Origin of the sequence: Bosea vaviloviae (assembly GCF_001741865.1) — a bacterium.
Taxonomy (GTDB): Bacteria; Pseudomonadota; Alphaproteobacteria; order Rhizobiales; family Beijerinckiaceae; genus Allobosea; species Allobosea vaviloviae.
This window is the reverse complement of sequence record NZ_CP017147.1, coordinates 19,670-45,332: the sequence shown is the minus strand read 5'-3', so window position 1 is coordinate 45,332 and position 25,663 is coordinate 19,670. Positions and strand designations below refer to the sequence as shown.

Below are 25,663 nucleotides of genomic sequence, written 5' to 3'. Positions count from 1 at the left end.
ACCCTTGTCTGGATCGAGGGGTGATACGGTTCAGGCGGCCTTGCGATCATCCTTGGCGGTGCGATGCGCGGCGGCGGTGCGGCGCGCCTGCTCGGCGGAATGAAAGCTCCGGCCGTCGAGCCTGTCGAAGGCCGGCTCGGAGGAAAAGAAGCGGAAGTTTCCGGCGGAGCCGACGACGATGCCGGCTGTCGTGCCGGAGATTTCGATGATGATGGCTTGAGACGTGACTTTGCCTTGAGACATGGCTTTGCCTTCGCCGAGCGGGATCGGCGCCTTTTCGTCTGCGATGATTGAGTGAAGCCCCGGCCGTCAGCCGGGCCGGGCGCGCAATGGGCGCGCGGTCAACATCGGGTGGAGCGCAGGAAGGCCGAAACGCGCAGCAAGCCTCGTATTACGAAGTGGGTGAGGTAGATCATGACCGTGTCTCCATCCATTGGGAGCCCACGAATTGATCGTGGTGCTTTTAGCGTTGGTGACGCGGCGCAAGCTGCTCCAGCAAATCCCGCGATCGATCCGGACGACATCGTTTCGATACTTGAGTATTTCTCGATCGCTTGGGCCCGGTCAATGAAATGTCCTTTCAAAGATCGCTGTCCGGGAGGGATGTCGACCTCTCCAGACCGCGCTCCGCGATAGCCTTTCGCTCGGTGCCGCTTATCCGGGCAGTCACGGATGCGGCCTCCCGCTCGCTGTCAGGCGAAGAACCGGTTCGCCGGGCGGGGCAGGCCGAGATTCTCGCGCAAGGTCTTGCCGGTATACTCCGTCCGGAACAGGCCGCGCCGCTGCAGCACCGGCACGACCTTGTCGACGAAGTCGTCGAGCCCTTCCGGCAGATAGGGGAACATCACGTTGAAGCCGTCGCTGCCGCGCGTCGTCAGCCATTCCTCCATCGAATCCGCGATGGTCTCGGGCGTGCCGACGAAGGCGAGCCCGCCATAGCCGCCGAGCCGCTGCGCCAATTGGCGCACGGTCAGATTCTCGCGCCGCGCCAGTTCGATGGTGCGCTCGCGACCGCTCTTGCTCTGATTGGTCTCAGGGATCTCGGGCAGCGGCCCGTCGGGGTCGAAACCCGAGGCATCATGGCCGAGCGCGATCGAGAGCGAGGCGATGGCGCTGTCGTAATGCACGAAGCTGTCGAGCAAGGCGCGCTTCTCCTGCGCCTCCTCGACCGTGTCGCCGACCACGGTGAGGACCCCGGGCAGGATCTTGAGGTGGTCGGGATTACGGCCGATCGCCTCCATCCGGCCCTTCACATCGGCATAGAAGGCCTGGCCGGCGTCGAGCGTCCGGTGGGCGGCGAAGACGAGCTCGGCCGTCTCGGCTGCGAGCTGACGTCCGGGCTCGGAGGCGCCGGCCTGAACGATCACCGGCCAGCCCTGCGGCGTCCGGGCGATGTTGAGCGGGCCGCGCACCGAGAGGTGCTCGCCCTTATGTGCCAGCACATGCATCTTTTCCGGATCGAAGAAGAGCCCGCTCTCGCGGTCGCGGATGAAGGCGTCGTCGGCGAATGAATCCCAGAGCCCGGTGACGACATCGTAGAACTCGCGCGCCCGGTCATAGCGCTCGCCATGGTCCATATGCTCGTCGAGCCCGAAATTCAGCGCGGCGTCGGGGTTCGAGGTGGTGACGATGTTCCAGCCCGCCCGGCCGCCGCTGATATGGTCGAGCGAGGCGAAGCGCCGAGCGATATGGTAGGCGGCGTCGAAAGTCGTCGAGGCCGTGGCGACGAGCCCGATATGCTCGGTGACGCTGGCGAGCGCCGAGAGCAGGGTGAAGGGCTCGAAGGAGGTCACGGTGTGGCTGCGCTTCAGCGCCTCGACCGGCATGTTCAGCACGGCGAGATGATCGGCCATGAACAAGGCGTCGAACTTGCCGGCCTCGAGCTTCTGCGCGAAGCGCTTCAGGTGCCCGAAGTTGAAATTGGCATCCGGGTAGGCGCCGGGATAGCGCCAGGCGCCGGTATGGATGCTGACCGGGCGCATGAAGGCGCCGAGATGAAGCTGGCGGGGAGCGGGCATGGAGCGGCCTGTCGTGAGGGTCTCGAGCGCCTCAAGACTTAAGACAGGGGCGTTGCGTTTTTTAGGAGGGGGCGCACAAAGCGATGTTCGCGCTCGCTGCGGGGGCGTAGCGAGCGCATTTGTCCTGTCGCGACGCCTTGTGGTGGAACAATGATCCGTCCGGCGGACAGAAGGCGCCGGATCTCAGGGTTCCAGCGGCTCGCCCAGCGTATGCATCAGCCGGTTCGCCCAGCCGAAGATGGCGGAGGAGAGAACGAGGTCGAGCATTTCGAGCTCGTCGAGCCCTGCCTTGCGCAGGGCGTCCGCGTCGTCTTGCACGAGCTGTGATGGCGTCGTCGAGAGCCGCGCCGAAAAATCGAAGATCGCCTGCTCGCGCGGTGCGATCTTGGCTTCGAGCTCGTCCTTGAAGATCGCTTCGATGACCTCGGGGCGCTTGGTCAGGCCGTTGAAGCGCGAGGCGTGGACCGCAGCGCAATAGATGCAGCGGTTGACGACGGAGGCGCCGACTGCCCCGAGCTCGCGCTCGGCGGAGGACAAGCCGTCCTTGCCATACATGATCAGGTTGAACAGCGGCGAGCGCACCGCCAGCGATTCCGGATCATGCGCCAAAGTGAGGACGTATTTCGAGACGCCTTTGTTGGAGGGCGTCACCTGCATCGCCGCCATCTGCTCGGGCGTCGCCGAGGCGAGGTCGACCGGCGTGACATAGGGCGACCAGACCGGAACCGTGCTGGTGAAGGCGTGGACGACGTTGCTCATCGGGTTCCCCTCAAGACCTTGAGGCCGGCCAGGACGCGGATCTGATAGTTCACGAAGGCGGCGAGCTCGGCGAGGCGGACAATGTCGGCCTCCTCGACGCCGGCCGCCTTCAGCGTCTCGATATCGGCCCGCGTCGCGTCGCGCGGAGACAAGGTCAGCATGTCGGCATGGCGGAGGATTGCCGCTATACGCTGCCGTTCCGGCTCGGAGAGGGGCACGGCCTCGACTTCGCCGGTGCGGGCGAGGCAGGCCTCGTAATGCGCAACCAAAGCGAGGTCGGCGTTCTGCCGCGCCATGCGGGCGGCGAGCGCGGCGCGCAGGCCATGGCTCAGGCCACCAGGCTCCTTGGGGACGAGGACCGCGTCATGGCTTGCCTGGCTCAGGCGCATGATCTCGGCTCGGGTCGAGAGCGCCTGCGCAAGCGCCGATCCGGGCTCGATGCCGGCAAGCTGCTCGATGAGAGTGGCGGAAGACATGACAGTGGTGGAAGACATGCGTCTCTCTTGCGATCGGGTGGAGGCTCAGGCCTCTTCGAGATGGCAGTCGAACGCGCCGCCAGCCAGCAGGGTCTCGATCCTGGCCTCATAGGGCGCGGCGTCGAGACCTTTCGAGACGACCCATTCGGGCTCGTAATAGGTCTTCAGATAGCGCTCGCCGGAATCGCAGATCAAGGTGACGAGCGAGCCCTCGACGCCGTTCGCCTTCATCTCATTGGCGAGCCAGCACAGCGCGAAGAAATTCGTGCCCGTCGAGCCGCCGACGCGGCGGCCGAGCCGGCGCGACAGGACGTTCATCCCCGCGATCGAGGCCGCATCGGGAATCTTGACCATGCGGTCGACGACGCCGGGAATGAAGGAGGGCTCGACGCGCGGCCGCCCGACGCCCTCGATCAGCGAGGCGCGCTCGCAGCAGCAGGCGGCGTCGCGTGTCCGGAAACCCTCGAAGAAGGCGGAGTGCTCGACATCGGCGACGCAGAGCCTGGTCGCATGGCGCTTGTAGCGCAGATAGCGCCCGAGCGTTGCCGAGGTGCCGCCGGTGCCGGCGCCCATCACCATCCAGCGCGGGATCGGGTGACGCTCGCGCTGCATCTGCTCGAAGATGGATTCGGCGATGTTGTTGTTGCCGCGCCAGTCGGTGGCGCGTTCGGCGAAGGTGAACTGGTCCATGTAGTGGCCGCCCAGGCGCTGGGCGAGCGCGGCGGCCTCGCTGTAGAGCAGCCGGCCATCATCGATGAAATGGCAGGTTCCGCCGTAATGCTCGATCGCCGCGACCTTCTCCGCCGAGGTCGAGCGCGGCATCACGGCATAGAACGGCACGCCGATCATCTCAGCGAAATAGGCTTCCGAGACGGCTGTCGAGCCTGATGAGGCCTCCACGACCGGTGTGTTCTCGCGGATATGCCCGTTGCAGAGCGCGTAGAGGAAGAGCGATCGCGCCAGCCGGTGTTTCAGGCTGCCTGTGGGATGGGTCGACTCGTCCTTGAGGTAGATGTCGATCCCGCTCAGGCCCGCGCAGCCGAGCTTGAAGAGATGCGTATCGGCCGAGCGGTGCTGGTCGGCTTCGAGCACGGCGATGGCGTCTCCGACCCAGGCGCGAGGGCAATTGTCAGAACTGCGCGGGGAGCTGGGGACTTGCATTGCTGTGCCGGGTTCCGATCGGGGACAATCAGTCTCTCATTATGCGAATTCAGTATCAATATCTTCCAATCATTCAAAAATGTGCGGATCGGCGGTTATCGATCAGTGTTTTATGTTTGATCCGCATAAATGCCGGCTTAGCATGCCAGATATGAATAATGGCGCGCTCGACATCCGGCAGCTTGAAGCCTTCGTGGCGGTGATGTCGGCTGGCAGCATTACCGGCGCGGCGCGCTTGCTGGATCGCTCCCAGCCGGCCGTGACCCGGCAGATCCGCGATCTCGAGGCGGAGATCGGCTACGAGCTCTTGCATCGCAGCGGTCCGCGCATCAGCCCGACGCCGCGCGGTGTGCTGTTCCATGTCCAGGTCGAACGCCTGTTCTTCGGCCTCAAGCATATCCGCGAGCGTGCGGCGGCGATCGGGGCCGGGGCGCTGCCCGCGATCGAACTCGCTGCGACGCCGGCGCTGGCTGCCGGTATCGTGCCGGATGCGCTCGCCGCGATGGACCCGGCGCTCCTGCCGCGGCAGATCCATATCGAGGCGCTCTCGGCCGAGGGCGTGGTGCAGCAGGTGCTGTCGCAATCGGCCGATTTCGGCCTTGCTACCCTGCCGATCGAGCATCCCGGCCTCGATGTGCACTGGATCGGCGAGGCGCCTTGCCTCGCGGCGATGGCGGAAAGCGATCCGCTGGCGAGCCTTGACGTCGTCGCACTCGCCGATCTTGCCGCGCGGCGCGTCATCACCATGGCAAACCCCTACCGGCTGCGCCGGCGGGTGGACGAGGCTTTCGCAGCAGCCGGCATCGCACCGCGCGAGCTGATCGACGCCAATGCATCGCTCACGGCGCTCGCCTTGGCGCGTCGCGGTTTGGGCATCGCCATCATCGAGCCTGCGGCGGCCTGTGGTCTGCCCATCAAGGGCGTCGTGCTGCGCCCGCTCGACGTGACCATCCCGTTCCTGTTCGGGGCGATCTCGCCTGTCGCGCGCCCGCTCACGCCCAGCATCGCGGCGCTGAACGAGGCGCTGCTGAAATCCGCCGCTGCGCTCATTCCAGGCTTCGTGCTGCGTGACGCGGCCGGCACCGAGATGCTGGCCGATGCCGTTTATGGCGCGGCGGACAATCAGGAGGCGCGCTCATGACCGTGTCGCCCGCGACCCCGATGGGGCTGGCGGCGCTGGAAGCCCGCTTGCGTCAGGATCTGGAATGGCTGGAGCTTCCGGCAAAATCCTGGGTGCCGCCGCGCGAGATCGACGGGCGGCGCGTGCGCGACGTCGTCATCATCGGTGCCGGCATGGCGGGATTGGTCGCGTCGGGCATGCTGAAGCGCCTCGGCGTCGACAATCACGTGCTTTACGACCGTGCGCCCGCGGGCCTGGAAGGGCCATGGGTGACCTTCGCGCGGATGCGGACCTTGCGCTCGCCGAAGCAATTGACCGGGCCGGCGATGGGCCTGCCGGCGCTGACCTTCCGCGCCTTCTACGAGGCCCAGTTCGGGCGGGCCGCCTGGGACGCGCTCGACAGGGCGCCGCGTGCGCTCTGGATGGATTACCTGATCTGGTACCGCCGGATGCTCGACCTGCCCGTCGAGAACGCGACGGAGGTCGCCGCGATCCATGCCCGGCCCGACGGCATCCTCGCGCTCCAGATCGTCAAAGCGGGCGTGACTGAGGTCGTCCATGCGCGCCATGTCGTCCTGGCCACGGGGCGCGACGGGCTTGGCGGGCCCTATGTTCCGTCGATCACGGAGACGATCGACCGCCGCTATTGGGCCCATACCGCCGACGCGATCGATTTCGAGGCGCTGAAAGGCAAGCGCGTCGCCGTGGTCGGCGCTGGCGCGTCATCGATGGATAATGCCGCCGTCGCGCTGGAAGCCGGTGCAGCGCGGCTCGACCTGTTCATCCGCCGCACCGACATACCGCGCGTCAACAAGTTCACCGGCATTGGCAGCCAGGGCGTCGTCCATGGCTTCGCCGGACTGCCGGACGAGTGGAAATGGCGCTTCCTCGACCATACCTTGCGCGCACAGACGCCGCCGCCGCGCCCGAGCACCTTGCGGGTCTCGCAACATCCCAACGGGCATTTCCATTTGGGCAGCCCGATCCTCGACATCGAGGAGCGCGACGGGCACCTCGTCCTGACGACCCCGAAGGGGCGCTACGACACTGATTTCATCATCTTCGGCACGGGCTTCCGCGTCGAGCTGATGTCGCGCCCGGAACTGGCCGATTTCGCCCCGCATATCCGGCTCTGGCGCGATCGCTTCCCGGTACCCGCCGACATGCCCAATGTGGAGCTCGAAACCTCGCCCGATCTCGGCGAGAGCTTCGAGTTCCTGGAGAAGACGCCTGGTTCCTGCCCGGCGCTCAAGGCCATCCACTGCTTCAATTTTCCCGCCACCTTGAGTCACGGCAAGCTCTCGGGCGACATCCCGGCGATCAGCGAAGGCGCGGACCGCCTCGCGCGCGGCATCGTCCGCAGCCTGTTCGTCGCCGATCGCGAGACGCATTTCGCCACCCTCCAGGCCTTCGACACGCCCGAGCTCCAGGGCGACGAATGGACCGATGCCGACGCCCCCTCGCAGGAAGCCTCCCATGCCGCCGAATGAAAACCCGCGCTGGATCGAGCTCAACGGCGCGACGTTCTGCTACGACGTCGCCGGCGAGGAGCATGACGAGACCATCATCGTGCTGCATGGCGGGCGCGGCATCGGCGATCATCGCGGCGAGTTCGGCGCCTATCAGGCGCTGTCGGACCGCTATCGCGTGCTGGCCTTCGACCAGCGCGGCTGCGGCCGCAGCTCGCTGACGCCGCCTTTCCTGTTCGAGCAGTTCGCCGACGATGTCGAGGCCTTGCGGCAGGCGCTCTGCGGCGGCCGCAAGATCGTGCTGATCGGCGGTTCCTTCGGCGGCATGATCGCGCTGACCCATGCGGTCAAATATGGCAGCAACAGCCTGTCGCGCCTGATCCTGCGCGGGACTGCGCCGAGCCACCACCATGAGGCGGAGGCGATCGAGCATTTCAAGGCGCGCCTCCACAAGGCGCCCTGCGCCTCGATCGGCATGGTCGAGAAGCTGTTCTCCGACAAGATTATCGACGACACCGAGCTGCGCCTGATCTGGCTCGCTTTGCAGCCGCTCTATTTCGAGAATTTCGACCCGGACTCCGCGCTGGAGAAGACGCGCACGCTGCATCTGCATGCGCAAACCCATAATGCGCTCTTCGCCACCAAGGATTACGACCTGCGCGACAGGCTCGCCGGCATCGATGTGCCGACGCTGGCGATCTGCGGCGCGGCCGACTGGATCTGCCCGCCGAGCCAGTCGCGCCTGATTGCCGAGATGGTTCCGGGCGCCGAGCTGCTGGAGATCGAAGGCGCCAACCACGCCGTCCATATCGAGGCCAATGCGCGCGTGCTGTCGGCCGTCAGGGACTTCCTCGCAAGGACGGTGCCGTGACGCGCTACTTTGCCGGAAAGCTCGGCGAGGCCCTCATTGCGATCTGGGGCGTGGTGACGATCGTGTTCTTCGTCACGCGCTTCCTGGGCGACCCGGTCGCGCTGCTCCTGCCGGTCGGTGCTTCTCCCGAGCAGATGCAGGCATTGTCGGCCGAGCTGGGGCTCGATCAGCCGATCTGGCGGCAATACATCACCTTTCTCGCCCAGGCCCTGACCGGCGATTTCGGCCAGTCCTTCCAGTTCGGGCGCCCGGCCATCGGCGTCGTGCTGGAGCGGATGCCGGCAACGATCCAACTCGCACTGACCGCGATCGTGCTCGGTGTCCTGATCGGTGGTACGGCAGGCGCGATCGCCGCCATGCGGCGCGGCTCGGTTGCCGAATTCGTGGTGATGACGCTGGCCTTGCTGGGGCAGGCGACGCCGGTGTTCTGGCTCGGCATCATGCTGATCCTGCTGTTTGCGGTCGATCTCGGCTGGCTGCCGACCGGCGGCTATGGCAGCCCGGCCAACCTCGTCCTGCCGGCCTTGACGCTTGCCGTCTTCGTCTCCGCATCGATCGCGCGATTGTTCCGCTCCAGCATGCTCGACGTGCTCAAGGAGGATTATGTCCGCACCGCCCGCGCCAAGGGGCTGATGCCGGCGACCGTCTTCACCTGGCATGTCGCGCGCAACGCGCTGATCCCGGTGGTGACGATGATCGGCATCCTGACCGGTGAGCTTCTGGGTGGTTCGGTCGTCACCGAGACGGTGTTCGCCTGGCCGGGCGTCGGCCGGTTGATCGTCCAGGCGATCGAGACCAAGGATTTTCCCGTGATCCAGGCCGGCGTCGCGCTGATCGCGGCGATTTATGTCGCGACGAACCTGATCGTCGACCTGCTCTATGCGCTGCTCGACCCCCGCATCAAGGGGAGTGCCTGAGATGGCTGATTTCCTGCGCGCCTTGCTTCGCAGCCGGACCGGCCTGCTCGGCGCGGTTCTGCTGACGCTGTTCATCGGAGCGGCGATCCTGGCGCCCTTGCTGGGACTGCCCGACCCGGTGCGCTCGGATCTGCGCGGGCGCTTCGCGCCGCCGACATGGTCGGGCCTGTTCAGCCCGGGCGCCCATCCGCTCGGCGCCGACCAGCTCGGCCGCGACATCCTCAGCCGCATCATCTATGGCAGCCAGATCACGCTTTCGGTCGCGACCTGTGCCGTGGTGCTGGGCGGCATCGTCGGCGTCTTCCTCGGCATCGTCGCCGGCTATTTCGGCGGCGTCGTCGACCGCATCCTGATGCGGCTCGTCGATATCCAGCTCGCCATTCCGCTGATGCTGCTGGCGCTGCTCGTGGTCGCGGCGCTCGGTCCCAACCTGACCAACCTGGTTATCGTCCTGGCCGTCACCAGCTGGATCCGCTACGCCCGTATCATCCGCGGGCAGGTGCTGGCGCTGCGCTCGCGTGAATTTGTGCAATCGGCCCGGGCGATCGGCGCGAGCACCTGGCGCATCATGCTGCGCCATATCCTGCCCAATGTCCTGACACCGGCGCTTGTCGTCGCGACGCTGGAGCTCGCGCGCGTCATCATCATGGATGCGGCCCTGTCCTTCCTGGGCCTCGGCGTGCAGCCGCCCGATGCGAGCTGGGGGCGGATGCTGGCCGAGGGGCGCGTCTACATCTCCACGGCCTGGTGGATCGTCACCTTTCCCGGCCTTGCCATCCTGCTGACCGTTCTGAGCGTCAACCTGCTCGGCGACTGGCTGCGCGACTATTTCGACCCGAAATTGAGGACGTGACCATGACCATCACCGCCCCCCGCACGGACCGCCTGCGCCAGAGGATGCGCGCCGCCGGGCTCGATGTGATCCTCGCCTTCAAGCCCGAGAGCAGCTTCTACCTGACCGGCTTCAACCCGATCATCTACAGCCATCCGGTGATCGCGATCCTGCCTGCGCAGGGCAAGCCCTCGATGCTGATCCACGCCTTGCGCGACGACCATGCCCGCGCCTCGACCTTCATCGAGGACATCCGCCTCTACGGCGCCTGGTCGACCAAGGTCACGATGGGGCCGAACTGGCTGGATGCGCTGAAGACGATGCTGGAGGAGGCCGGGCTCGCCAAGGCCGTCATCGGCGTCGAGGAGGACTTCCTGCCGGTTACGCGGGCGCGCCAGCTTGCCGAGCTTCTGCCCGACGCCTCCTTCCGCGACGCCTCCGAGATGATCATGACGACCCGTCTGGTGAAGGATGCCGACGAGATCGCCAATGCCCGCGACGCCGCCCGCATCGCCGACACCGGCATGATCGCTGCCGTCGAAGCCGTCCGGCAGGGCGGCTCGGAGCGTGACGTGTCGCTCGCAGCCATGGCGGCGATGAACCGCTTCTGGGCCGATAATTTCCCCGACAAGGAGGTCTGCGATTTCGGCAGCCTCGAAGGCGGGGCGCAGAACGGCCTCTGGGCCTGGGCTCTGGCTGGCGACCGCATGTTCATGAACTGCGACAACCCGACCAACCGCAAGCCTGAAGCCGGCGAGGCGATCAGCATCCTGATCTGGACGATCGTCAACGGCATCCATGCCGAGAACGAGCGCACGGTCGCTGTCGGCGCACTGAACGACGAGCGTCGTCGGGCGCTCGATTCGATCATCGAGATCCGCAACGAGGTCGCGACCTTGCTGAAGCCCGGCACGCCGATCAGCGCACTCTTCGACGCGACCAAGGCAGGGCTCGAGGCGCGCGGCTATGGCAAGTACCTGCCGGGCCGCATCGGCCACGGCATCGGGCTCGGCGCGCATGAACACCCTTCCCTCGACGCCAAGACCGACATCCTGCTCGAACCCGGCATGATCCTGACGCTCGAGCCCAATCTGCGCATCCCCGGCATCGCCGCGACCCAGCTCTCCGACACCGTCCTGATCACGGAAGGCGGTTGCGAGTTCCTGACGCGCGCGCCGGACGTCGTGTTGAACGCCTGAGGCGAACCGGCATGGCCCCGCTCCTCGAAGTCAGGAACCTGACCGTCGCCTTCGATACGCCGGGCGGGACGGTCCATGCCGTCAACGACGTCTCCTATGCGTTGGATGAGGGCGAGACGCTGGGCATCGTTGGGGAATCCGGCTCGGGCAAGAGCGTGCATGTCCTGGCGATGTGCGGGCTGATTCCGCGCCCGCCCGGCCGCATCGTCTCCGGGCAGGTGCTGTTCCAGGGGCGCGACCTGCTGACGCTGCCCGAGCGGGACTTGCGTGACATTCGCGGCGGGCAGATCGGCTTCGTCTTCCAGGATCCAATGACTTCGCTCAACCCGGTGCTAACGGTGGAGCGGCAACTGGTCGAACTGATCCGCCGGCACATAAAGCTCGACGCCAAGGCGGCGCGGGCGCGGGCGATCGAACTGCTCGAGATCGTGCGCATACCCGATGCCGCGCGCCGCATCGGCCAGTACCCGCACCAGTTCTCCGGCGGCATGCGCCAGCGCGTGATGATCGCGATCGGCGTCGCCTGCCGGCCGAAGCTCCTGATCGCGGACGAGGCGACGACGGCGCTGGACGTGACCGTGCAGGCGCAGATCCTCGACATGGTCAAGGATCTGAAGCGCGAGTTCGGCACCACGGTGATCTGGATCACCCATGACATGGGCGTGGTTGCCGGCATCGCCGACAGCATCCAGGTGATGTATGGCGGGCGTATCATGGAGCGCGGCCCGGTCGATGCGATCTTCGCCGATCCGCGCAGTGCCTATAGCTGGGGCCTGCTGCAATCGCTGCCCACGGCGGAGCGCCGCACTGAGGGGCGGCTCCACCAGATCCCGGGCTCGCCGCCCGATCTCTACAAGCCGGCGGTGGGCGACCCCTTCGCGCCGCGCAATGCCTTCGCGACGCCGCGCTGCCTCATGGAGATGCCGCCTTTGCGCCAGGCCGAGGGCAGCGTGCCGGGCCATCTCGTCGCCGCGTGGTATGATCTGCCCGCCGCGCTGAAGGCCCGCAGGGAGACCGTGGCATGAGCACGTCGCCGACGCATCCGCTTCTCAGCGTCCGCAACCTGGCGAAGCACTATACCAGTGGCGGCGGCTGGCTCAGTGGGCCGTCGCATCTGGTCAAGGCGATCGACGACGTCTCCTTCGATATCGCACCCCGCGAGATCGTCGGGCTGGTCGGCGAATCCGGCTCGGGCAAGAGCACGACCGGGCGCGTCGTGCTGCGCCTGGAAGAGCCCACCGGCGGCGAGATCCACTTCGATGGCCACGACATCACGGCTTTGCCGGCGCGCGAACTGAAGGCCTTTCGCCGCCAGATGCAGGTCGTCTTCCAAGATCCTTACGCCGCGCTCAACCCGCGCATGACCGTGGGGGATTTCGTCGCCGAGCCCCTGATCGTGCACGGCCTCGTCACCAGCCGCTCGGAGCGCAACGATCGCGTCGCGGCCCTGTTCAAGCAGGTCGGGCTCGATCCGCGCTTCATGGCGCGCTATCCGCACGAATTCTCCGGCGGCCAGCGCCAGCGCGTCAACATCGCGCGGGCCGTCGCGATGCGCCCGCGCCTGATCATCGCCGACGAGCCGATCACGGCGCTTGACGTCTCGATCCAGGCCCAGATCGTCAACCTGTTCCAGGACCTGCAGCAGGAGCTGGGCATGGCCTATCTTTTCATTGCGCATGACCTGTCGATGGTGCGCTATCTCTGCCACCGCGTCGCGGTAATGCTGCGCGGGCGCCTGGTCGAGATCGCCCCGACGGAAGCGATCTTTTCCGATCCGCGCCACCCCTATACGCGCTCGCTGCTCTCGGCGATTCCGATCCCGAACCCGGCGATCGAGCGCGCCAGGCGGCCGCTGGCCTTCGACTACGAGACGCAGAAGCCGGCCCCCGATGCCGTGCTGACCGAGGTTTCGCCCGGTCATTTCGTCCTGATTTGAGCCCTTATTGCCCTTGCTATCGCCATTGGAGCCCGTGACATGACATCGTTCTGGATCAAGACCCTCAACGCTGCCGCATTGGCCGCCGCGCTGTCCGCTTCGCCGGCGCTGGCCCAGACGGGGCGCACGGCGACGATCGCGCTCTCGGTCAACGTCAATACCTTCGACCCGCATATGACGGGCTCCTTCGGCTCCGATATGAGCCTGCTGAGCCATATCTATCCCTCGCTCGTCATCCGCGGCGCCGACCTCAAATTGGTGCCCGCGCTGGCGAAATCCTGGACGCTGGTGAACGACACGACATGGCGCTTCGACCTCGTCGAGGGCGCCAAATTCATCAATGACGAGCCGCTCGACGCCTCGACGGTCAAATGGAATCTCGACCGCGTGCGCGATGCCAAGGTCAATGCGCGGATCAAATCCTGGTTCGACCTGGTCAAGGAGGTCCGCGTCATCGACGCCAGGACCGTCGAGGTCGAGACCAGCGCGCCGTTCCCGGCCTTCGTCGACCAGCTTTCGATGTTCTTCCTGCTGCCGCCGCAATGGGCGGCGAGCCACAATCCGGCAACCGAGACGATGTCGGGCAGCCGCTACCGCATGACCGAGAACGTGCCGGGCGACCACATCACGCTCGCCGCCAATCCGGGAGGCTGGCAGGGCAAGCCGGACTTCGACACGGTCGTGTTCAAGACGATCCCGGAACCGGCAAGCCGCATCGCCGCGCTGCTGGCCGGCGAGGTCGATCTCGTGACCGGCATCCCGACCTCGGAGCTTGCGCGGGTCAAGGCGAGCAAGAACGCCATTGCCGGCTCGGTGCAGAGCACGCGCAACGTCTTCATCAAGTTCAACACCCAGAAGGCGCCGCTCGACAACAAGCTGGTGCGCCAGGCCATGAACTACGCCATCGACAAGGATGCGATCCGGGATTCGATCTTCGACGGGCAGGCCTATGTCGAGCCCTGCCAGATCCTGACCCCGTCCTATTTCGGCTTCAATCCGGACCTCAAGCCCTATCCCCACGACGTGAAGAAGGCGCAGGCCCTGCTGAAGGAATCCGGCATCGACCTCAAGCAGGTGATCGAGATGGATATCCCCGTCGCGACCTACATTCAGGGGCAGGAGGTCGCTCAGGCGGTGGCCGCCATGCTCGGCGACGCCGGCCTGAAGGTGAAGATGAACGAGATGGATTTCGGCGCCTATATGAACAAGTATCTGAGATCGCGCACCCTGGCGCAGACCTCGCTCCTGAGCCATGGCTGGCCGACCCTGGACGCCGACGGCCAGTTGACCCTACTCGCGCCCGGCAACCAGTACGCCTATTGGGACAATGCTGCCTTCGGCAAGGCGCTCGATGCCGGGCGCTCGACGATGGACAAGGACAAGCGTCTCGCAGCCTATAAGGACGCGACCAAGATCATGTGCGAGGAGGCCCCGGTGCTGTTCCTCTATGCGCAGCCGACCACCTATGGTGTCTCGAAGCGGGTGACCTGGCAGGCGCGCGGCGACGATTGGGTTCGCTCCTTCGATATGAAGCCGGCTCAGTAGGAGGCGACCCTTGCACCTGTTCGGAACGCATTTCGGCACCTATGAGGTCGTCCGCGACGGTTCCGGGCAGGCTGCCTTGCAAGGTTTTGGGCTCGACCCGCAGCCTTCGCCGGTCGGGACGGCCTATCTCGACCTCAAGGACCATCCGGCGCGTGTCCTTCATCCGATGGCGCGCAAGGGCTGGCTCGCGGCGCGGGAAAACCCGCAGCGGCGCGGCCGAGACCGTGGCCGTGATGAGTTTATCCGCATCAGCTGGGACGAGGCGGCGGCGCTCGTCGCCGGTGAGGTCGAGCGCGTCCGCACGGTTCACGGCAATGCCGCGATCTTCGGCGGATCCTATGGCTGGGCCAGTGCGGGGCGCTTCCACCATGCGCAAGGCCAGCTCAAGCGCTTCCTCAATCTCGCGGGCGGCTTCACCTCTGCCGTCAACACCTACAGCTTCGGGGCCGGCGCGGTCATCCTGCCGCATGTCATCGGCCCGCGCTTCAAATTCGCCACCGATGTCGCGCCGAGCTGGGACCAGATCGCCGCTCATGCCAAGCTGCTGATCTCCTTTGGCGGCTTTCGCCTGTCGAATGCGCAGGTCGAGGCCGGCGGCACCGGCCAGCACCGCTCCGAGCGCGGGCTGGCGGCAGCGGCTGCAGCAGGCGTCAGGATCGTCGTCGTCAGTCCGGTGCGCACCGATGTCCCGGACCTGCCGGGCGGGACGATCGACTACATCGCGATCCGCCCCAACACCGATACGGCGATGTTGCTGGCGATGGCGCAGACGCTGCTGGCGGAGGGCCTGGCCGACCGCGCCTTCCTCGCGCGCTGCACGGTGGGGCTTGCAACCCTTGAGGCCTATCTGGCGGGTGAAAACGACGGGGTGGTCAAGGATGCCGACTGGGCGGCCGGAATCTGCGGCGTGCCGGCGGCGACCATCCGGGATCTCGCCTGCGCCTTCGTCTCGGAGCCCGCGCTTGTCAATGCGGCCTGGTCGCTGCAGCGGGCGCGCTTCGGCGAGCAGCCCTATTGGGCGGCGATCGCCCTTGCGGCCATTGCCGGCCATGCCGGACGGCCGGGTTGTGGCATCGCCTTCGGCCTGACCTCCGTCAGCACGGTCGGCCAGCCGATCCGGCGGTTGCGCGGGCCGGCCTTCGATCAGGGTCGCAACCCGGTCGAGAGCTTCATCCCCGTAGCGCGGATCACCGACCTCCTGTCCCAGCCGGGCGGGACGCTGGACTACGACGGTCGGCAACTGGTGCTGCCCGATATCCGCCTGGTCTGGTGGGCGGGTGGCAACCCGTTCCACCACCATCAGGATCTCGCCGGCCTGACCGAGGCCTGGCGGCGGCCGGAGACGGTGATCGTCAATGAGCCGATGTGGACCGCGACCGCGCGCCATGCCGACATCGTGCTGCCGGCGAGCTTCCCATTCGAGCGCGACGATATCGCCGCCTCCTCCCGCGACAACTGGCTCATCGCCAGCCGGCAGGTCTGCGCGCCGCCAGGCGAAGTCCAGTCCGATCATCAGATCATGGCGCGCATCGCCCGCGAGATGGGCTTCGAGCCCGCCTTCACCGAAGGGCGCGAGCCGCGGGAGTGGTTGCGCCGGATGTATGACGGCTACCGCACAGCCCATGCCGAATTGCCGGATTTCGAGGCGTTCTGGGCGCGCGGCTATGCCGCCCTCGACGAAGGTGAGACGGCGCCGGCCCCGGTCACGCCCTTGGCCGACTTCGTCGCCGACCCCGAGGGGAAGCCGCTGGAGACGCCGTCCGGCCGCATCGAGATCGCCTCCGCGACGATTGCCGGCTTCGGCTATGACGATTGTCCCGGCCACCCGGTCTGGCTCGCGCCCGAGGAATGGCTCGGCTCGCCCTTGGCGCAGCGCTACCCGCTGCACCTGCTCTCGCCGCAGCCGGCGCATCGCCTGCACAGCCAATTGGAACTGGCGGGGCCGAGCCAGGGGGCCAAGCTCGACGGCTATGAGGTCGTGCTGATGCACCCGACCGACGCCGCCAAACGCCATCTCCGGGATGGCGACGTCGTGGAGCTGTTCAACGATCGCGGCCGCTGCCTGGCGGCGCTCAGGTCGACGTGTGAGGTTGAGCCGGGCGTCGCCGTGCTGCCAACCGGCGCCTGGTACGATCCGGTTGGGGACGGCTGGGCCTTGCCGCTCGACCGTGGCGGCAATCCCAACAGCCTCACCTCCAGCATGCCGACCTCGCGCCTGGCGCAGGCGACCGCGCCCAATTCTTGCCTGATCGAGATCAAGCGGGCAGGAACCTGACCGCCGATCGAACCCGCCACCGCCATCTCGCATCGCAAGAGGCCGACCATGCCCTCGACTGCCGCCAATTCGCATGAAGCCGAGGCGCTTGATGCCGCGCTCGCCGAGGCTCGCGAGGATTATGTGCGCCGCAACCGAGAAAGCCAGGCGCGTTTCATGGCGGCTGCGGAGTCGATGCCGGGCGGCAACACCCGGACCTCGCTCTTCTACGATCCCTTTCCGCTCTGCATGCTGCGCGGCGAGGGCTGCCGCCTGACCGATGCCGACGGGCACGAATATCTGGATTTCCTGGGCGAGTTCACCGCCGGCATTTTCGGCCATTCACCGGAGGTGCTGAAGCAGGCGATCCGCGCCGCGCTCGATGACGGCATCAACCTGTCCTCGCACAACGCCATCGAAGGGAAGCTGGCAGAGCGCATCTGCGCGCGCTTTCCGTCGATGGATCTGCTGCGCTTCACCAATTCCGGCACGGAAGCCAATCTGATGGCGCTCGCCGCCGCGCTCACCTTCACCGGGCGGCGCAAGATCCTGGTGTTCGCGGGCGGTTATCATGGCGGTGTCTTGACCTTTCCACCCGGCGGCACGCCCGTCACGGTGCCCCACGACTTCGTCGTCGCCTCCTATAACGACCTTGAAAAGACGCTCGACCTCGTCAAGCCGCATCGCAGCGAATTGGCGGCGATCCTGGTCGAGCCCATGCAGGGTGCAGGGGGCTGTATTCCGGGCGCGCCCGAATTCCTCGCCGGCCTGCGCGCGCTCGCCGACGAGACCGGCGCCGTGCTGATCTTCGACGAGATCCAGACCTCGCGGCTCTCGCTCGGCGGGCGCCAGCAACTGCTCGGCATCACACCGGATATGACGACGATCGGAAAGTTCTTCGGCGGCGGCCTCGCCTTCGGCAGCTTCGGCGGCCGGCGCGAGATCATGCAGGTCTTCGATCCGCGCCGGCCATCCTCGATCGGCCATGCCGGCACCTACAACAACAACAGCTTGACCATGGCGGCAGGGCTCGCGGCGGTAGAGCAGCTCCTGACGGCCGAGGCGCTCGATGCCTTGAACGCGCGCGGCGACCGCTTCCGCGCCGATCTGAACGCAATGTTTGCGGCCAAGACCGTGCCGATCACCGTGTCCGGCCTCGGCTCGTTGATGAACATTCACCCGCAGGGCGCACCGCAGATGGCGAACGCGAAGCGCAGCCTGCTGTTCTTCGATCTCGTGAAGGCCGGCATCTATTTCGCGCCGCGCGGCCTGATCGCCCTGTCCTTCCCGATCGGAGGCCAGGAGATCTCGGCTTTCCTGAACGCGCTGGACGGCATTCTCGACGCACGCAGGAGCCTTCTTGTCTGAGGCCGGAAGAGGCGGGGCGTTGCCCCGCCCAGGTAGGTTGTCCTCGCCAAATACGTTGTCCTGGCCAAGTGGCAGACGTCAGAAGCCCGTGCGCCGACTTCGAACCATGTCGAGGCGCGCGGCTAGCGTCGCGCGCAGATTCGCATCGGTGGCGTCGGCACCGGCTTCAGACCTTTAGGGCCATGCCGTCGCGCTGCGGATCGGCGCCGCCCGACCAGCTTGTCCCCTCCGCGCGGATGCCATGTGGCGCGCCGAAGGCGAAGGACTGGTAGGACCGGCTTATGGCGTAGCCCTTGGCTTCCAATGCGGCGCTGACGCGGCGCTCGATGCGGTTGGAGACGTCGATCGTGTCGCTCAGGCAGACGATGCGCGGCGCGGCGACCGCCTCGGACATGCTCATCCCGAAATCGATGACATTGCTCAGTGCCTGGGCAATGGCGGGCACGATGAAGGTGCCGCCCGGCGCGCCGATGGCGATGATGGGCTTCTCGTCCTTGAACATGATCGTCGGCGCCATGGCGCTGCTGCGCGCCTTGCCGGGAGCGATCGAGCCGGCGCGGCCGGGACGGGGGTCGAACCCGCTCATCGAGCCGTTATACATGAAGCCCAGGCCGGGGGTGATGCCGCCCGATGGCTGGCCGAGGGTGTGGGTCAGCGTTACCGCATTGCCCGCTTCGTCCATGACGCAGACGACGGTGGTATCCGGCGGATCCCTGGACAATTCCGAGCGCGCCACGCGCGCCTTCTCGCCTGACCGGATCCTGGCGGCGTGGCCGGCGGCATGGGCCTGCGAGAGCAGCCTGTCGATCGGCACATCGACGAAGTCGGGATCGCCGATATGGGCGTCGCGGTCGATCGTCATCCACTTCATCGCTTCGGCGAGGATCGCGATGTGCTCGGCGCCGTTGTGCTCGAGGGCGCCGATCTCGAACTCCTGCAGGATATGCATGAGTTCGATCAGCGAGACGCCACCGGCGGCGGGCGGGTTGCCGGCGATGTGCAGGCCGCGATAGGCGCCCCAGACGGGTTGCTTCTCGCGCACCTTGTACGCGGCGAGATCGCGCTTCGTCAGGAGCCCGCCTTGCGCCGCCATGTCGGCGGCGATCTCCTCGGCGATCGCGCCGGTGTAGAAGATCTCAGGGCCGGCTGCGGCGATGCGCTCCAGCGTGCGGGCGAGGTCGGGATTGGCGACGCTGTCGCCGGGGCGCTTCAGCGTGCCGTCGGGATGGAAATAGATCCTGCGCCCGGTCTCGCTGTGTCGGAGCTTGTCCTCGGTGTTGATCTGGCCGGTGCTGCGCTGGTCGATCGTCCAGTAGTAGTGGACATAGGGGCGGATGGTGAAACCGTCGCGCGCCTGCCGGATCGCTGGCGCCATCACATCCCTGAGATCCATCGTGCCGAAGCGCGACAAGGCCTCGGTGTAGCCCTTGACGTTGCCCGGCGTGCCGGCTGCGAGATGGCCGAGCTCGTTGGCGTGGTCGCTGAGCAGGAAGACGAAGCCGTCGCGCGTCTGGCCAACGAAACGCTCGGCCCACATCTCGGGCGTCGCTGCGAGGGGCGCCAGCGCCAGGAATTCGAGCACGGTGTGCACGCCGCGTTTCGGCATGCTGATCTGCATCGCGCCGAAGCCGCCGATCCCGCACATCTGCGGGTCGACCACGCCCTGGCTGAAGGCGCAGGCGATGGCGGCGTCGATGGCGTTGCCGCCCCGGCGCAGAATGTCGGCACCGGCTTCGGCAGCCTCGGGCTGGGCCGCTACGATCATGCCGCGCATATGTGTCTCCCTGGTCCCGCCGCGCATCATCGCCTTGAGCGTCCGTCGCTCCGGAAGAGGCAGCATCGCGCGTCGGGCGGCTATCCGCCACCCGCAAATCCGCATGCGCTTGCAGCTGACAGCGCAGGTGCCGTTTCCGACGGATGCGGTCCATAACAAGCCCGTCGCCGCTCCGATCGGTCTCTTCGGCATTGCACCCGCCACCAGCGATTGATCGGTCCAATGCTTCTGCGACCAGACGGAGGACACGACCTATGACGATCGGAGTGGGCGGATCGAGCTTCGAGGCGGAGCTCGCCAAATTGAAGCCGATGACGGATGGCATCGAGCCGATCGCGGTGACCGAGTTCAAGGCTCGCATCGCCAAGGCGCAGGCCCTGCTGCGTGAACAAGGTCTCCAGGCGCTCTATCTCGACACCTCCACGAGCCTTGCCTACTTCACCGGCATCCAGCTCACCTTGTCCGAGCGCCTGCATGGCGCGGTCATTCCGGCCGAGGGCGAGATCGTCTATCTCAGCCCGACCTTCGAGGAGCCGAAGACGCGGGAATTGATGCGCTTCGGCGAGGAGGTGCGTTGCTGGGAGGAGCATGAGGACCCAACGGAGTTGGTGATCGAGACCATCCGCAGCCTGGGCTATGAGAGCGGTCAGGTCGCACTCGATCCGCATACGCCGTTCTATATCGTCGACGGGCTGCGCAAGGCCGGTAACCGCTTCTCCTTCAGCCATGGCAATGTGATCACCGCGGCCTGCCGGCAGCTGAAATCGGCAGCCGAGATCGCTTTGATCCAGCGCGCCATGGACATCACCATGGAGGTGCACAGGGCGGCGGCCCGGGCGCTGCAGGTCGGCGTCACCACCGCTCAGGTCAAGCTCTTCCTCGACCAGGCGCATCGCAAGCTCGGCATGAACTGGACGAGCGGCGCCGCGCAGTTCGGCGAGGCGACGGCCTATCCCCATGGCGTGCCCTATGAGCAGACGCTGCAGGACGGCGACATGGTGCTGATCGACATGGGCACCAAGGTCGGCGGCTATCGCTCCGACATCACCCGCACCTATGTCTTCGGCGAGGCCAACCCGCGCCAGCGCGAGATCTGGAACCTGGAGAAGCGTGCGCAGTTGGCGGCGTTCGATGCGGCTGTCCTGGGGGCGCCCTGCGAGGCGGTGGATGCGGCGGCGCGCAGCGTCATCGAGGCGGCGGGCTTCGGCCCGGGCTACAAGGTGCCTGGCCTGCCACATCGCACCGGCCATGGGCTCGGCCTCGACGTGCATGAGGAATCCTTCATGGTGAAGGGCAACAAGACACCGCTCCAAGTTGGCATGTGCTTCTCCGACGAGCCGATGATCTGCATCTATGGCGAGTTCGGCGTGCGCTTGGAGGACATTATCTACATGGCCGAGGACGGGGCCCACTGGTTCACCAAGCCGGCCCATTCCGTGGACGATCCCTTCGGCTACGAAGCCTGATTGCGCGGCGTTGGCTGCCGATCAGGGCCCTGTCGTCGCGAGCAGCTTGTCGATCCGCTTGCCGTCCATGTCGACGATCTCGAAGCGCCAGCCTTCATAGTCGAAATGCTCACCGGCCTCCGGAAGCCGTCCGAGCTGGAACAAAGCGAAACCGGCGATGGTGTGAAAATCGCCCTCCACCGATCCCGATCGGAAGCCGAGGCGGGCGAAGGCGTCGTGAGCCAGCATCGCGCCGTCGAGCAGCAGCGAGCCATCTTCACGCTCGACGATGTCCGGCTCTTCGCCTTCCGCATCCGACAGGTCGCCGGCGATAGCCTCGAGCAGGTCGGTCTGGGTGACGATCCCCTCCAGGCTGCCATATTCGTCGATGACGATGGCGAGGCGGACCGGGGCTTTCTTGAACTGGTCGAGCACGCGGAAGATCGGCACGCCTTCGTGAACGACCACGGGTTCGCGGATGACGGCCATCGGGTCGAGTGCCTTGCCGTCGAGCACCTGGTCGAGCAGGTCCTTCTTCAGGATCATGCCCAGGGGCTCGTCGACATCGCCGCGCCCGACCAGGAGCTGTTCGTGGCGGCAGGCGCGGATGGTGCGCAGCATCTCGGCCGGGCTGTCATCGGCGTCGATCCACTCGATGTCGCGGCGCGGCGTCATGATGTCGCCGATGCGGCGGTCGCCGATATTGAGGACACGTTCGACAACCTCCTGCTGCGTCTGCTGGAGAATGCCGGCTTCCTGGCTGGCCTGGATGAGGAGCTTGAGCTCTTCAGGCGAATGCAGCGCATCCTCGCCCGTGCCTGGCCGCAGGCCGCATAGCCGCAGCAGGAGATTGCCGAGGCCGTTGAGCGCGATGATCGCCGGCCGGAGCAGGAACAGGAACAGGGCGAGGGGGCGCACGACCCAGAGCGCAGTGCCTTCGCTGCGTTGAAGAGCCAGGCTCTTCGGAGCGAGTTCGCCCAGCACGATATGCAGTGTGGTGATGATGATGAAGGAGACCGCCACCGCGATCGCATGGGAACTGGCCGTTGCCAGGGTTCCGGGCAGCGCGTTCAGCAGGGGCATGATCAGATGGGCGAGCGCCGGTTCGCCGATCCAGCCGAGCGCCAGGGACGAAATCGTGATGCCGAGCTGAGTGGCCGCGAGATTGGCGTCGAGATTGTCGACGGCCCGCTTCAGGGCGCCGGCATTGGTCCTGCCGGCATTGACCAGTTCGGTCACGCGGCTGCGGCGGACGGCGACGAGGGAAAATTCCGCTGCGACAAAAAAGCCGTTCGCGGCAACGAGAACAAGTACGGCGAGTATCCCGATCAGATCGGGCATACTGCCATCGGAACTAGGCATGGTCTCCTTTTGGGCGGCGAGCCGCCACGGACTATTGATGGAACTTCCCATATAGCACGGCTTTGCCCCGCGCATGTGACCGCTTATGCGGCAATCGGGCGGGGGCGATGCTTCGCTCGAGCCTGATGGCTCTTGGCGCTGAGCGATTATTATTCGGCTATGCCAGACAGCTTGCGGCGAGACGCTGGGAGCGCTGCTGTTTCCAGCCTGACAGCCGATCCGGGTTTCAGCCGGTCCCGGCACGCCAGGCTGGCATCGGCGCCTTCGGACAACGCCGCATTGAGCGACATCCCCGTCGCGAGCGTATAGGAGACGGCGCGTTTTCGGATGGAGAGCCTTCGCGATGGCGAATGCATGTTCGGCCGGTATCGATACCGGGTTCGCCGCGTTGGATTTCGGGCAGATGGTAGTGCTGGGCCTCGTGCAGGGCGTCAGCGAATTGCTACCGATCTCCTCGACGGCCCATATGCGCGTCGTCCCGGCCGTGTTGGGATGGCCGGATCCGGGATCGGCCTTCTCGGCGCTGATGCAATTGGCGGCGCTTGCTGCCGTGGTGACCTATTTCCGGCGCGACGTCAGTGAGATCGCGAGCGGGGCCTGCCTCGCGCTGAGGCGTCGCGAGACTGGCGGGCCACAGGTCAGGCTGGCGGTCGGCATCGTGCTGGCGACGATCCCGATCGTCGTCGCGGGCGTGCTGCTCGCGCCATTGCTCAATGCCTGCGGCTCGCCCTTGCGCTCGCTCTGGGTGATCGGCGCCAGCTCGATCGCGATGGCGCTGCTTCTGGCCCTGGCCGAATGGCTGGCCCGTCATGACCGCAGCGTCGAGCAGTCCAGGCTTCGGGATTTCCTCCTGGTCGGCCTCGCCCAGGTCGGCGCGCTGATCCCCGGCGTGTCCCGCTCGGGATCGACCCTGACCGCGGCGCTGGGGCTGGGCTTCAAACGCGCTGAAGCGGCGCGCCTGTCCTTCCTGATCGGCTTGCCGGCGATCGCGCTGGCCGGCCTCAAGGAGGCGGTCGAGCTCGCCAGGGCCGGCATCGATACCCATGCCGCCGCGCTGCTGCTGGTGGGCCTCGTCGCCGGTTCATTGGCGTCATTTGCCGCGGTCTGGGGGCTGATGCGCTTTCTGGAACGCATGTCGAGCTGGCCGTTCGTCCTCTATCGCGGCTGCATGGGCATCCTGCTCTTGTTGGGAGTGGCTGGGGGCTAGCTGCATTAGCGGTTGAGCGATCTAGCGATAGGCGAGAGCTTGCTCTCAGCCCAGGAGCGCTTTCGCATAGGTCTGGCCGGAATTGGCGATATGCGCGGTCATCAGGCTGGTGAAGCCGGCGAAGTCGCCAGCCTGGAAGAAACCGAGGATGGCGCGGTGCTCCTCGAAGGAGAGCGGCGTCTGGACGTCGATGGGCGAACTCAGATTGGTCCGCAGCGCCGCGACGCGTCCAGCCACGAGCCGGTAGGATTCCTGCAGATAGCGATTGCCGCAATGGTTGAAGAAGGCCTCGTGCAGGGCGGTGTCGGCGCGGCCATAGGCGACGTTGTCCTTGGCCTTCAGCGCCCGTTCCATGCCGAGGATCGCCGCCGAGATCTCGGTCACGACACTGTTGCGGTCCCGGTGATAGGCGAGTTCGGCCGCCTTGGGTTCGAGGATGATCCGGAACTGGCAGATCGTGGCGATGTCCTCGGCATCGGGGCTGAAGACGAAGCTGCCGACCTGCGGCTTGATCACCACCAGGCCTTGCAACTGAAGCTGGTTGAGCGCCTCGCGCACCGGGGTCCGGCTGACGCCGAAGGATTGCGCCAGCATCTCCTCGGCGATGATCGCACCAAGCGGGAGATCGCCCTCAATGATCGCCTGGCGCAGCCGTCCGACGACCTTCTGGGCCAGCGACTTCGGCGGATCGAGCTTGAAGGACTGCATGCGATGGTTCCGGACGCTGCGGCGAAAAGCGTCGTCTCAAAAGCCTCGGGCGGGCCCGCGGCCGCGACTGCGCAGCTACGGCCCCACCCGAAGTCTCTTAGGCCAGGCCAGCCACGGCGGAAAGCTGCCGGCGAGGCCCTCGCCGACGCTCAGCTCCCGCGGACGCGCTTCAGTTCGCCGAGCACGAGATCGAGCGCCTCACGGCCGATCGAACCGGAATGGCGCTCATAGATCACCTTGAGCTTGTCGCGCACGCGCAGGGTCTCGGCCGGGGAGATCTCGTTGACCTGCATGCCGCTCGCCTTGAGATTGGCGAGGCTTTCATCGGACTTCATCCGGTTGACCTTGCGCTGCTCGGTCTGACCGACCGCGGCGCAGTCCTTGAGCACGCCTTGCTCCGCCGGCGAGAGTCCGTCCCAGATCTTCTTGGAGAACAGCACCAGCGTCGGGCTGTAGGCATGCTTGGTCAGGGTCAGGTATTTCTGCACCTCGTAGAACTTCATGTTCTCGATGTTGTTGTAGGGGTTCTCCTGGCCGTCGACGGTCTTGGTTTCCAGCGCCGAATAGACCTCGGAGAAGGCCAGCGGCACGGCGTTGCTGCCGAGTTCCTTGAAGGTGTCGATGAAGATGGTGTTCTGCATCACCCGCATCTTCACGCCCTGGAAATCCTCCGCCTTGGTGATCGGTCGCCGCGAATTGGTGGTGTGGCGGAAGCCGTTTTCCCACCAGGACAGATTGACCACGCCGACCGCGGGAAGCTTGTCGGAGAACCAGGCGCCGGCCTTGCCGTCGAGGAGCTGGTCGGCCTCCTTCTCGTCATTGAACAGGAAAGGCAGGTCGAACACGCCGAGTGCCGGAATGATCGCGGTCAGGGGCGCAGTCGAGGTCAGCACCATATCGAGCGAGCCGGTGCGCACGCTCTGCGTCGCGGTCAGGTCGTTGCCGAGCGCGCCGTCCCAGAAGGACTGCATCTTCATCTTGCCGCCGGATTTCTGCAGCGTGCAGGCCCCCATGGCGGCAAGGCCGTTGCCCATCGGGTGCTCCTTGCTGACGCCGTTCGAGACGCGGAAATTCCGGTCCTGGAACTGGGCGCTGGCCGGCTGCACGCCGGCAAATAGAGCCACCGCGAACAGCGTGGCCGGTAACAGGGGCTTGATGATGGCCTTGGACGTTTCGACCGGCTTGGACATTTCTTGTTTCCTCCCTTTGTTGTGCAGGCGTCTTGTTATGCGGGTGCCGCGA

The 25,663-nt window shown here is 66.3% G+C and carries 22 protein-coding genes; 13 read left to right on the top strand and 9 right to left on the bottom strand.

All coding sequences use genetic code 11. The annotated features are described in order from the left end of the window. Positions 1–30: 30 nt before the first annotated feature. The 5 genes from BHK69_RS00185 to BHK69_RS00165 form a co-directional block, all read right to left on the bottom strand. Positions 31–243, bottom strand: a complete 213-nt coding sequence (locus BHK69_RS00185; RefSeq protein ID WP_069688349.1) for a hypothetical protein — start codon at positions 241–243, stop codon at positions 31–33. Positions 244–692: 449 nt separating this feature from the next. Continuing rightward, positions 693–2,018, bottom strand: coding sequence for an LLM class flavin-dependent oxidoreductase (locus tag BHK69_RS00180; protein WP_069688348.1), 1,326 nt, complete (start codon positions 2,016–2,018; stop codon positions 693–695). A 183-nt stretch (positions 2,019–2,201) separates the two neighbouring features. Continuing rightward, positions 2,202–2,777 carry a peroxidase-related enzyme gene (locus BHK69_RS00175; RefSeq protein WP_069688347.1) on the bottom strand — a complete coding sequence of 192 codons (576 nt, stop codon included), beginning with the start codon at positions 2,775–2,777 and terminating at the stop codon, positions 2,202–2,204. Further along, positions 2,774–3,271, bottom strand: a complete 498-nt coding sequence (locus BHK69_RS00170) for a CMD domain-containing protein (RefSeq protein WP_244548363.1) — start codon at positions 3,269–3,271, stop codon at positions 2,774–2,776. The genes BHK69_RS00175 and BHK69_RS00170 overlap by 4 nt, the downstream gene beginning before the upstream one ends. A gap of 27 nt (positions 3,272–3,298) precedes the next feature. Further along, positions 3,299–4,414, bottom strand: a complete 1,116-nt coding sequence (locus BHK69_RS00165; RefSeq protein WP_069688345.1) for a PLP-dependent cysteine synthase family protein — start codon at positions 4,412–4,414, stop codon at positions 3,299–3,301. 142 nt (positions 4,415–4,556) lie between these two features. Between BHK69_RS00165 and BHK69_RS00160 the strand changes: the two genes are divergently transcribed. From BHK69_RS00160 to BHK69_RS00110, 11 genes are read left to right on the top strand one after another with little or no spacing between them, the layout of a single operon-like run. Further along, complete coding sequence (locus BHK69_RS00160) at positions 4,557–5,555, top strand: LysR family transcriptional regulator (protein ID WP_069688344.1); 999 nt, start codon at positions 4,557–4,559, stop codon at positions 5,553–5,555. Beyond that, positions 5,552–7,024 carry an NAD(P)-binding domain-containing protein gene (locus BHK69_RS00155; protein ID WP_069688343.1) on the top strand — a complete coding sequence of 491 codons (1,473 nt, stop codon included), beginning with the start codon at positions 5,552–5,554 and terminating at the stop codon, positions 7,022–7,024. The genes BHK69_RS00160 and BHK69_RS00155 overlap by 4 nt, the downstream gene beginning before the upstream one ends. Then, positions 7,011–7,874 carry an alpha/beta fold hydrolase gene (locus BHK69_RS00150; RefSeq protein WP_069688342.1) on the top strand — a complete coding sequence of 288 codons (864 nt, stop codon included), beginning with the start codon at positions 7,011–7,013 and terminating at the stop codon, positions 7,872–7,874. Before BHK69_RS00155 ends, BHK69_RS00150 begins: the two co-directional genes overlap by 14 nt. Continuing rightward, complete coding sequence (locus BHK69_RS00145) at positions 7,871–8,791, top strand: ABC transporter permease (protein WP_069688341.1); 921 nt, start codon at positions 7,871–7,873, stop codon at positions 8,789–8,791. Before BHK69_RS00150 ends, BHK69_RS00145 begins: the two co-directional genes overlap by 4 nt. 1 nt (position 8,792) lies before the next feature. Beyond that, positions 8,793–9,644: an ABC transporter permease gene (locus BHK69_RS00140; protein WP_069688340.1), complete on the top strand. Its 852-nt coding sequence runs from the start codon at positions 8,793–8,795 to the stop codon at positions 9,642–9,644. A 2-nt stretch (positions 9,645–9,646) separates the two neighbouring features. Beyond that, entirely contained in the window at positions 9,647–10,822 is a 1,176-nt protein-coding gene (locus BHK69_RS00135; RefSeq protein ID WP_069688339.1) for a M24 family metallopeptidase, read from the top strand. 11 nt (positions 10,823–10,833) lie between these two features. Next, positions 10,834–11,847: an ABC transporter ATP-binding protein gene (locus tag BHK69_RS00130; RefSeq protein ID WP_069688338.1), complete on the top strand. Its 1,014-nt coding sequence runs from the start codon at positions 10,834–10,836 to the stop codon at positions 11,845–11,847. Beyond that, positions 11,844–12,758, top strand: a complete 915-nt coding sequence (locus tag BHK69_RS00125) for an ABC transporter ATP-binding protein (protein ID WP_069688337.1) — start codon at positions 11,844–11,846, stop codon at positions 12,756–12,758. Before BHK69_RS00130 ends, BHK69_RS00125 begins: the two co-directional genes overlap by 4 nt. Before the next feature lie 39 nt (positions 12,759–12,797). Further along, positions 12,798–14,303: an ABC transporter substrate-binding protein gene (locus BHK69_RS00120; protein ID WP_069688336.1), complete on the top strand. Its 1,506-nt coding sequence runs from the start codon at positions 12,798–12,800 to the stop codon at positions 14,301–14,303. Between the two features lie 10 nt (positions 14,304–14,313). Continuing rightward, the gene (locus BHK69_RS00115; protein WP_069688335.1) at positions 14,314–16,578 is read left to right on the top strand and encodes a molybdopterin-dependent oxidoreductase; all 2,265 of its coding nucleotides are present in this window, start codon (positions 14,314–14,316) and stop codon (positions 16,576–16,578) included. Between the two features lie 48 nt (positions 16,579–16,626). Continuing rightward, positions 16,627–17,925: an aspartate aminotransferase family protein gene (locus tag BHK69_RS00110; protein WP_069688334.1), complete on the top strand. Its 1,299-nt coding sequence runs from the start codon at positions 16,627–16,629 to the stop codon at positions 17,923–17,925. A gap of 166 nt (positions 17,926–18,091) precedes the next feature. Here BHK69_RS00110 and ggt read toward each other — a convergent pair whose 3' ends face one another. Continuing rightward, positions 18,092–19,699 (bottom strand): gamma-glutamyltransferase, encoded by a 1,608-nt coding sequence (ggt, locus tag BHK69_RS00105; protein ID WP_069693238.1) that lies wholly within the window; start codon positions 19,697–19,699, stop codon positions 18,092–18,094. Positions 19,700–19,953: 254 nt separating this feature from the next. On the opposite strand from ggt, the gene BHK69_RS00100 reads away from it, so the two are divergent. Then, positions 19,954–21,165: a M24 family metallopeptidase gene (locus tag BHK69_RS00100; protein WP_069688333.1), complete on the top strand. Its 1,212-nt coding sequence runs from the start codon at positions 19,954–19,956 to the stop codon at positions 21,163–21,165. Between the two features lie 21 nt (positions 21,166–21,186). Here the strand turns inward: BHK69_RS00100 and BHK69_RS00095 are convergent, their stop codons facing one another. Next, positions 21,187–22,506: a hemolysin family protein gene (locus BHK69_RS00095; RefSeq protein WP_069688332.1), complete on the bottom strand. Its 1,320-nt coding sequence runs from the start codon at positions 22,504–22,506 to the stop codon at positions 21,187–21,189. A 343-nt stretch (positions 22,507–22,849) separates the two neighbouring features. Between BHK69_RS00095 and BHK69_RS00090 the strand changes: the two genes are divergently transcribed. Next, positions 22,850–23,713: an undecaprenyl-diphosphate phosphatase gene (locus BHK69_RS00090; RefSeq protein WP_069688331.1), complete on the top strand. Its 864-nt coding sequence runs from the start codon at positions 22,850–22,852 to the stop codon at positions 23,711–23,713. 45 nt (positions 23,714–23,758) lie between these two features. Here BHK69_RS00090 and BHK69_RS00085 read toward each other — a convergent pair whose 3' ends face one another. Together BHK69_RS00085 and BHK69_RS00080 are read right to left on the bottom strand one after the other, a co-directional pair. Then, positions 23,759–24,421 carry a GntR family transcriptional regulator gene (locus tag BHK69_RS00085; protein WP_069688330.1) on the bottom strand — a complete coding sequence of 221 codons (663 nt, stop codon included), beginning with the start codon at positions 24,419–24,421 and terminating at the stop codon, positions 23,759–23,761. Between the two features lie 149 nt (positions 24,422–24,570). Continuing rightward, positions 24,571–25,611, bottom strand: coding sequence for a TRAP transporter substrate-binding protein (locus tag BHK69_RS00080; RefSeq protein WP_083269022.1), 1,041 nt, complete (start codon positions 25,609–25,611; stop codon positions 24,571–24,573). Positions 25,612–25,663: the final 52 nt, after the last annotated feature.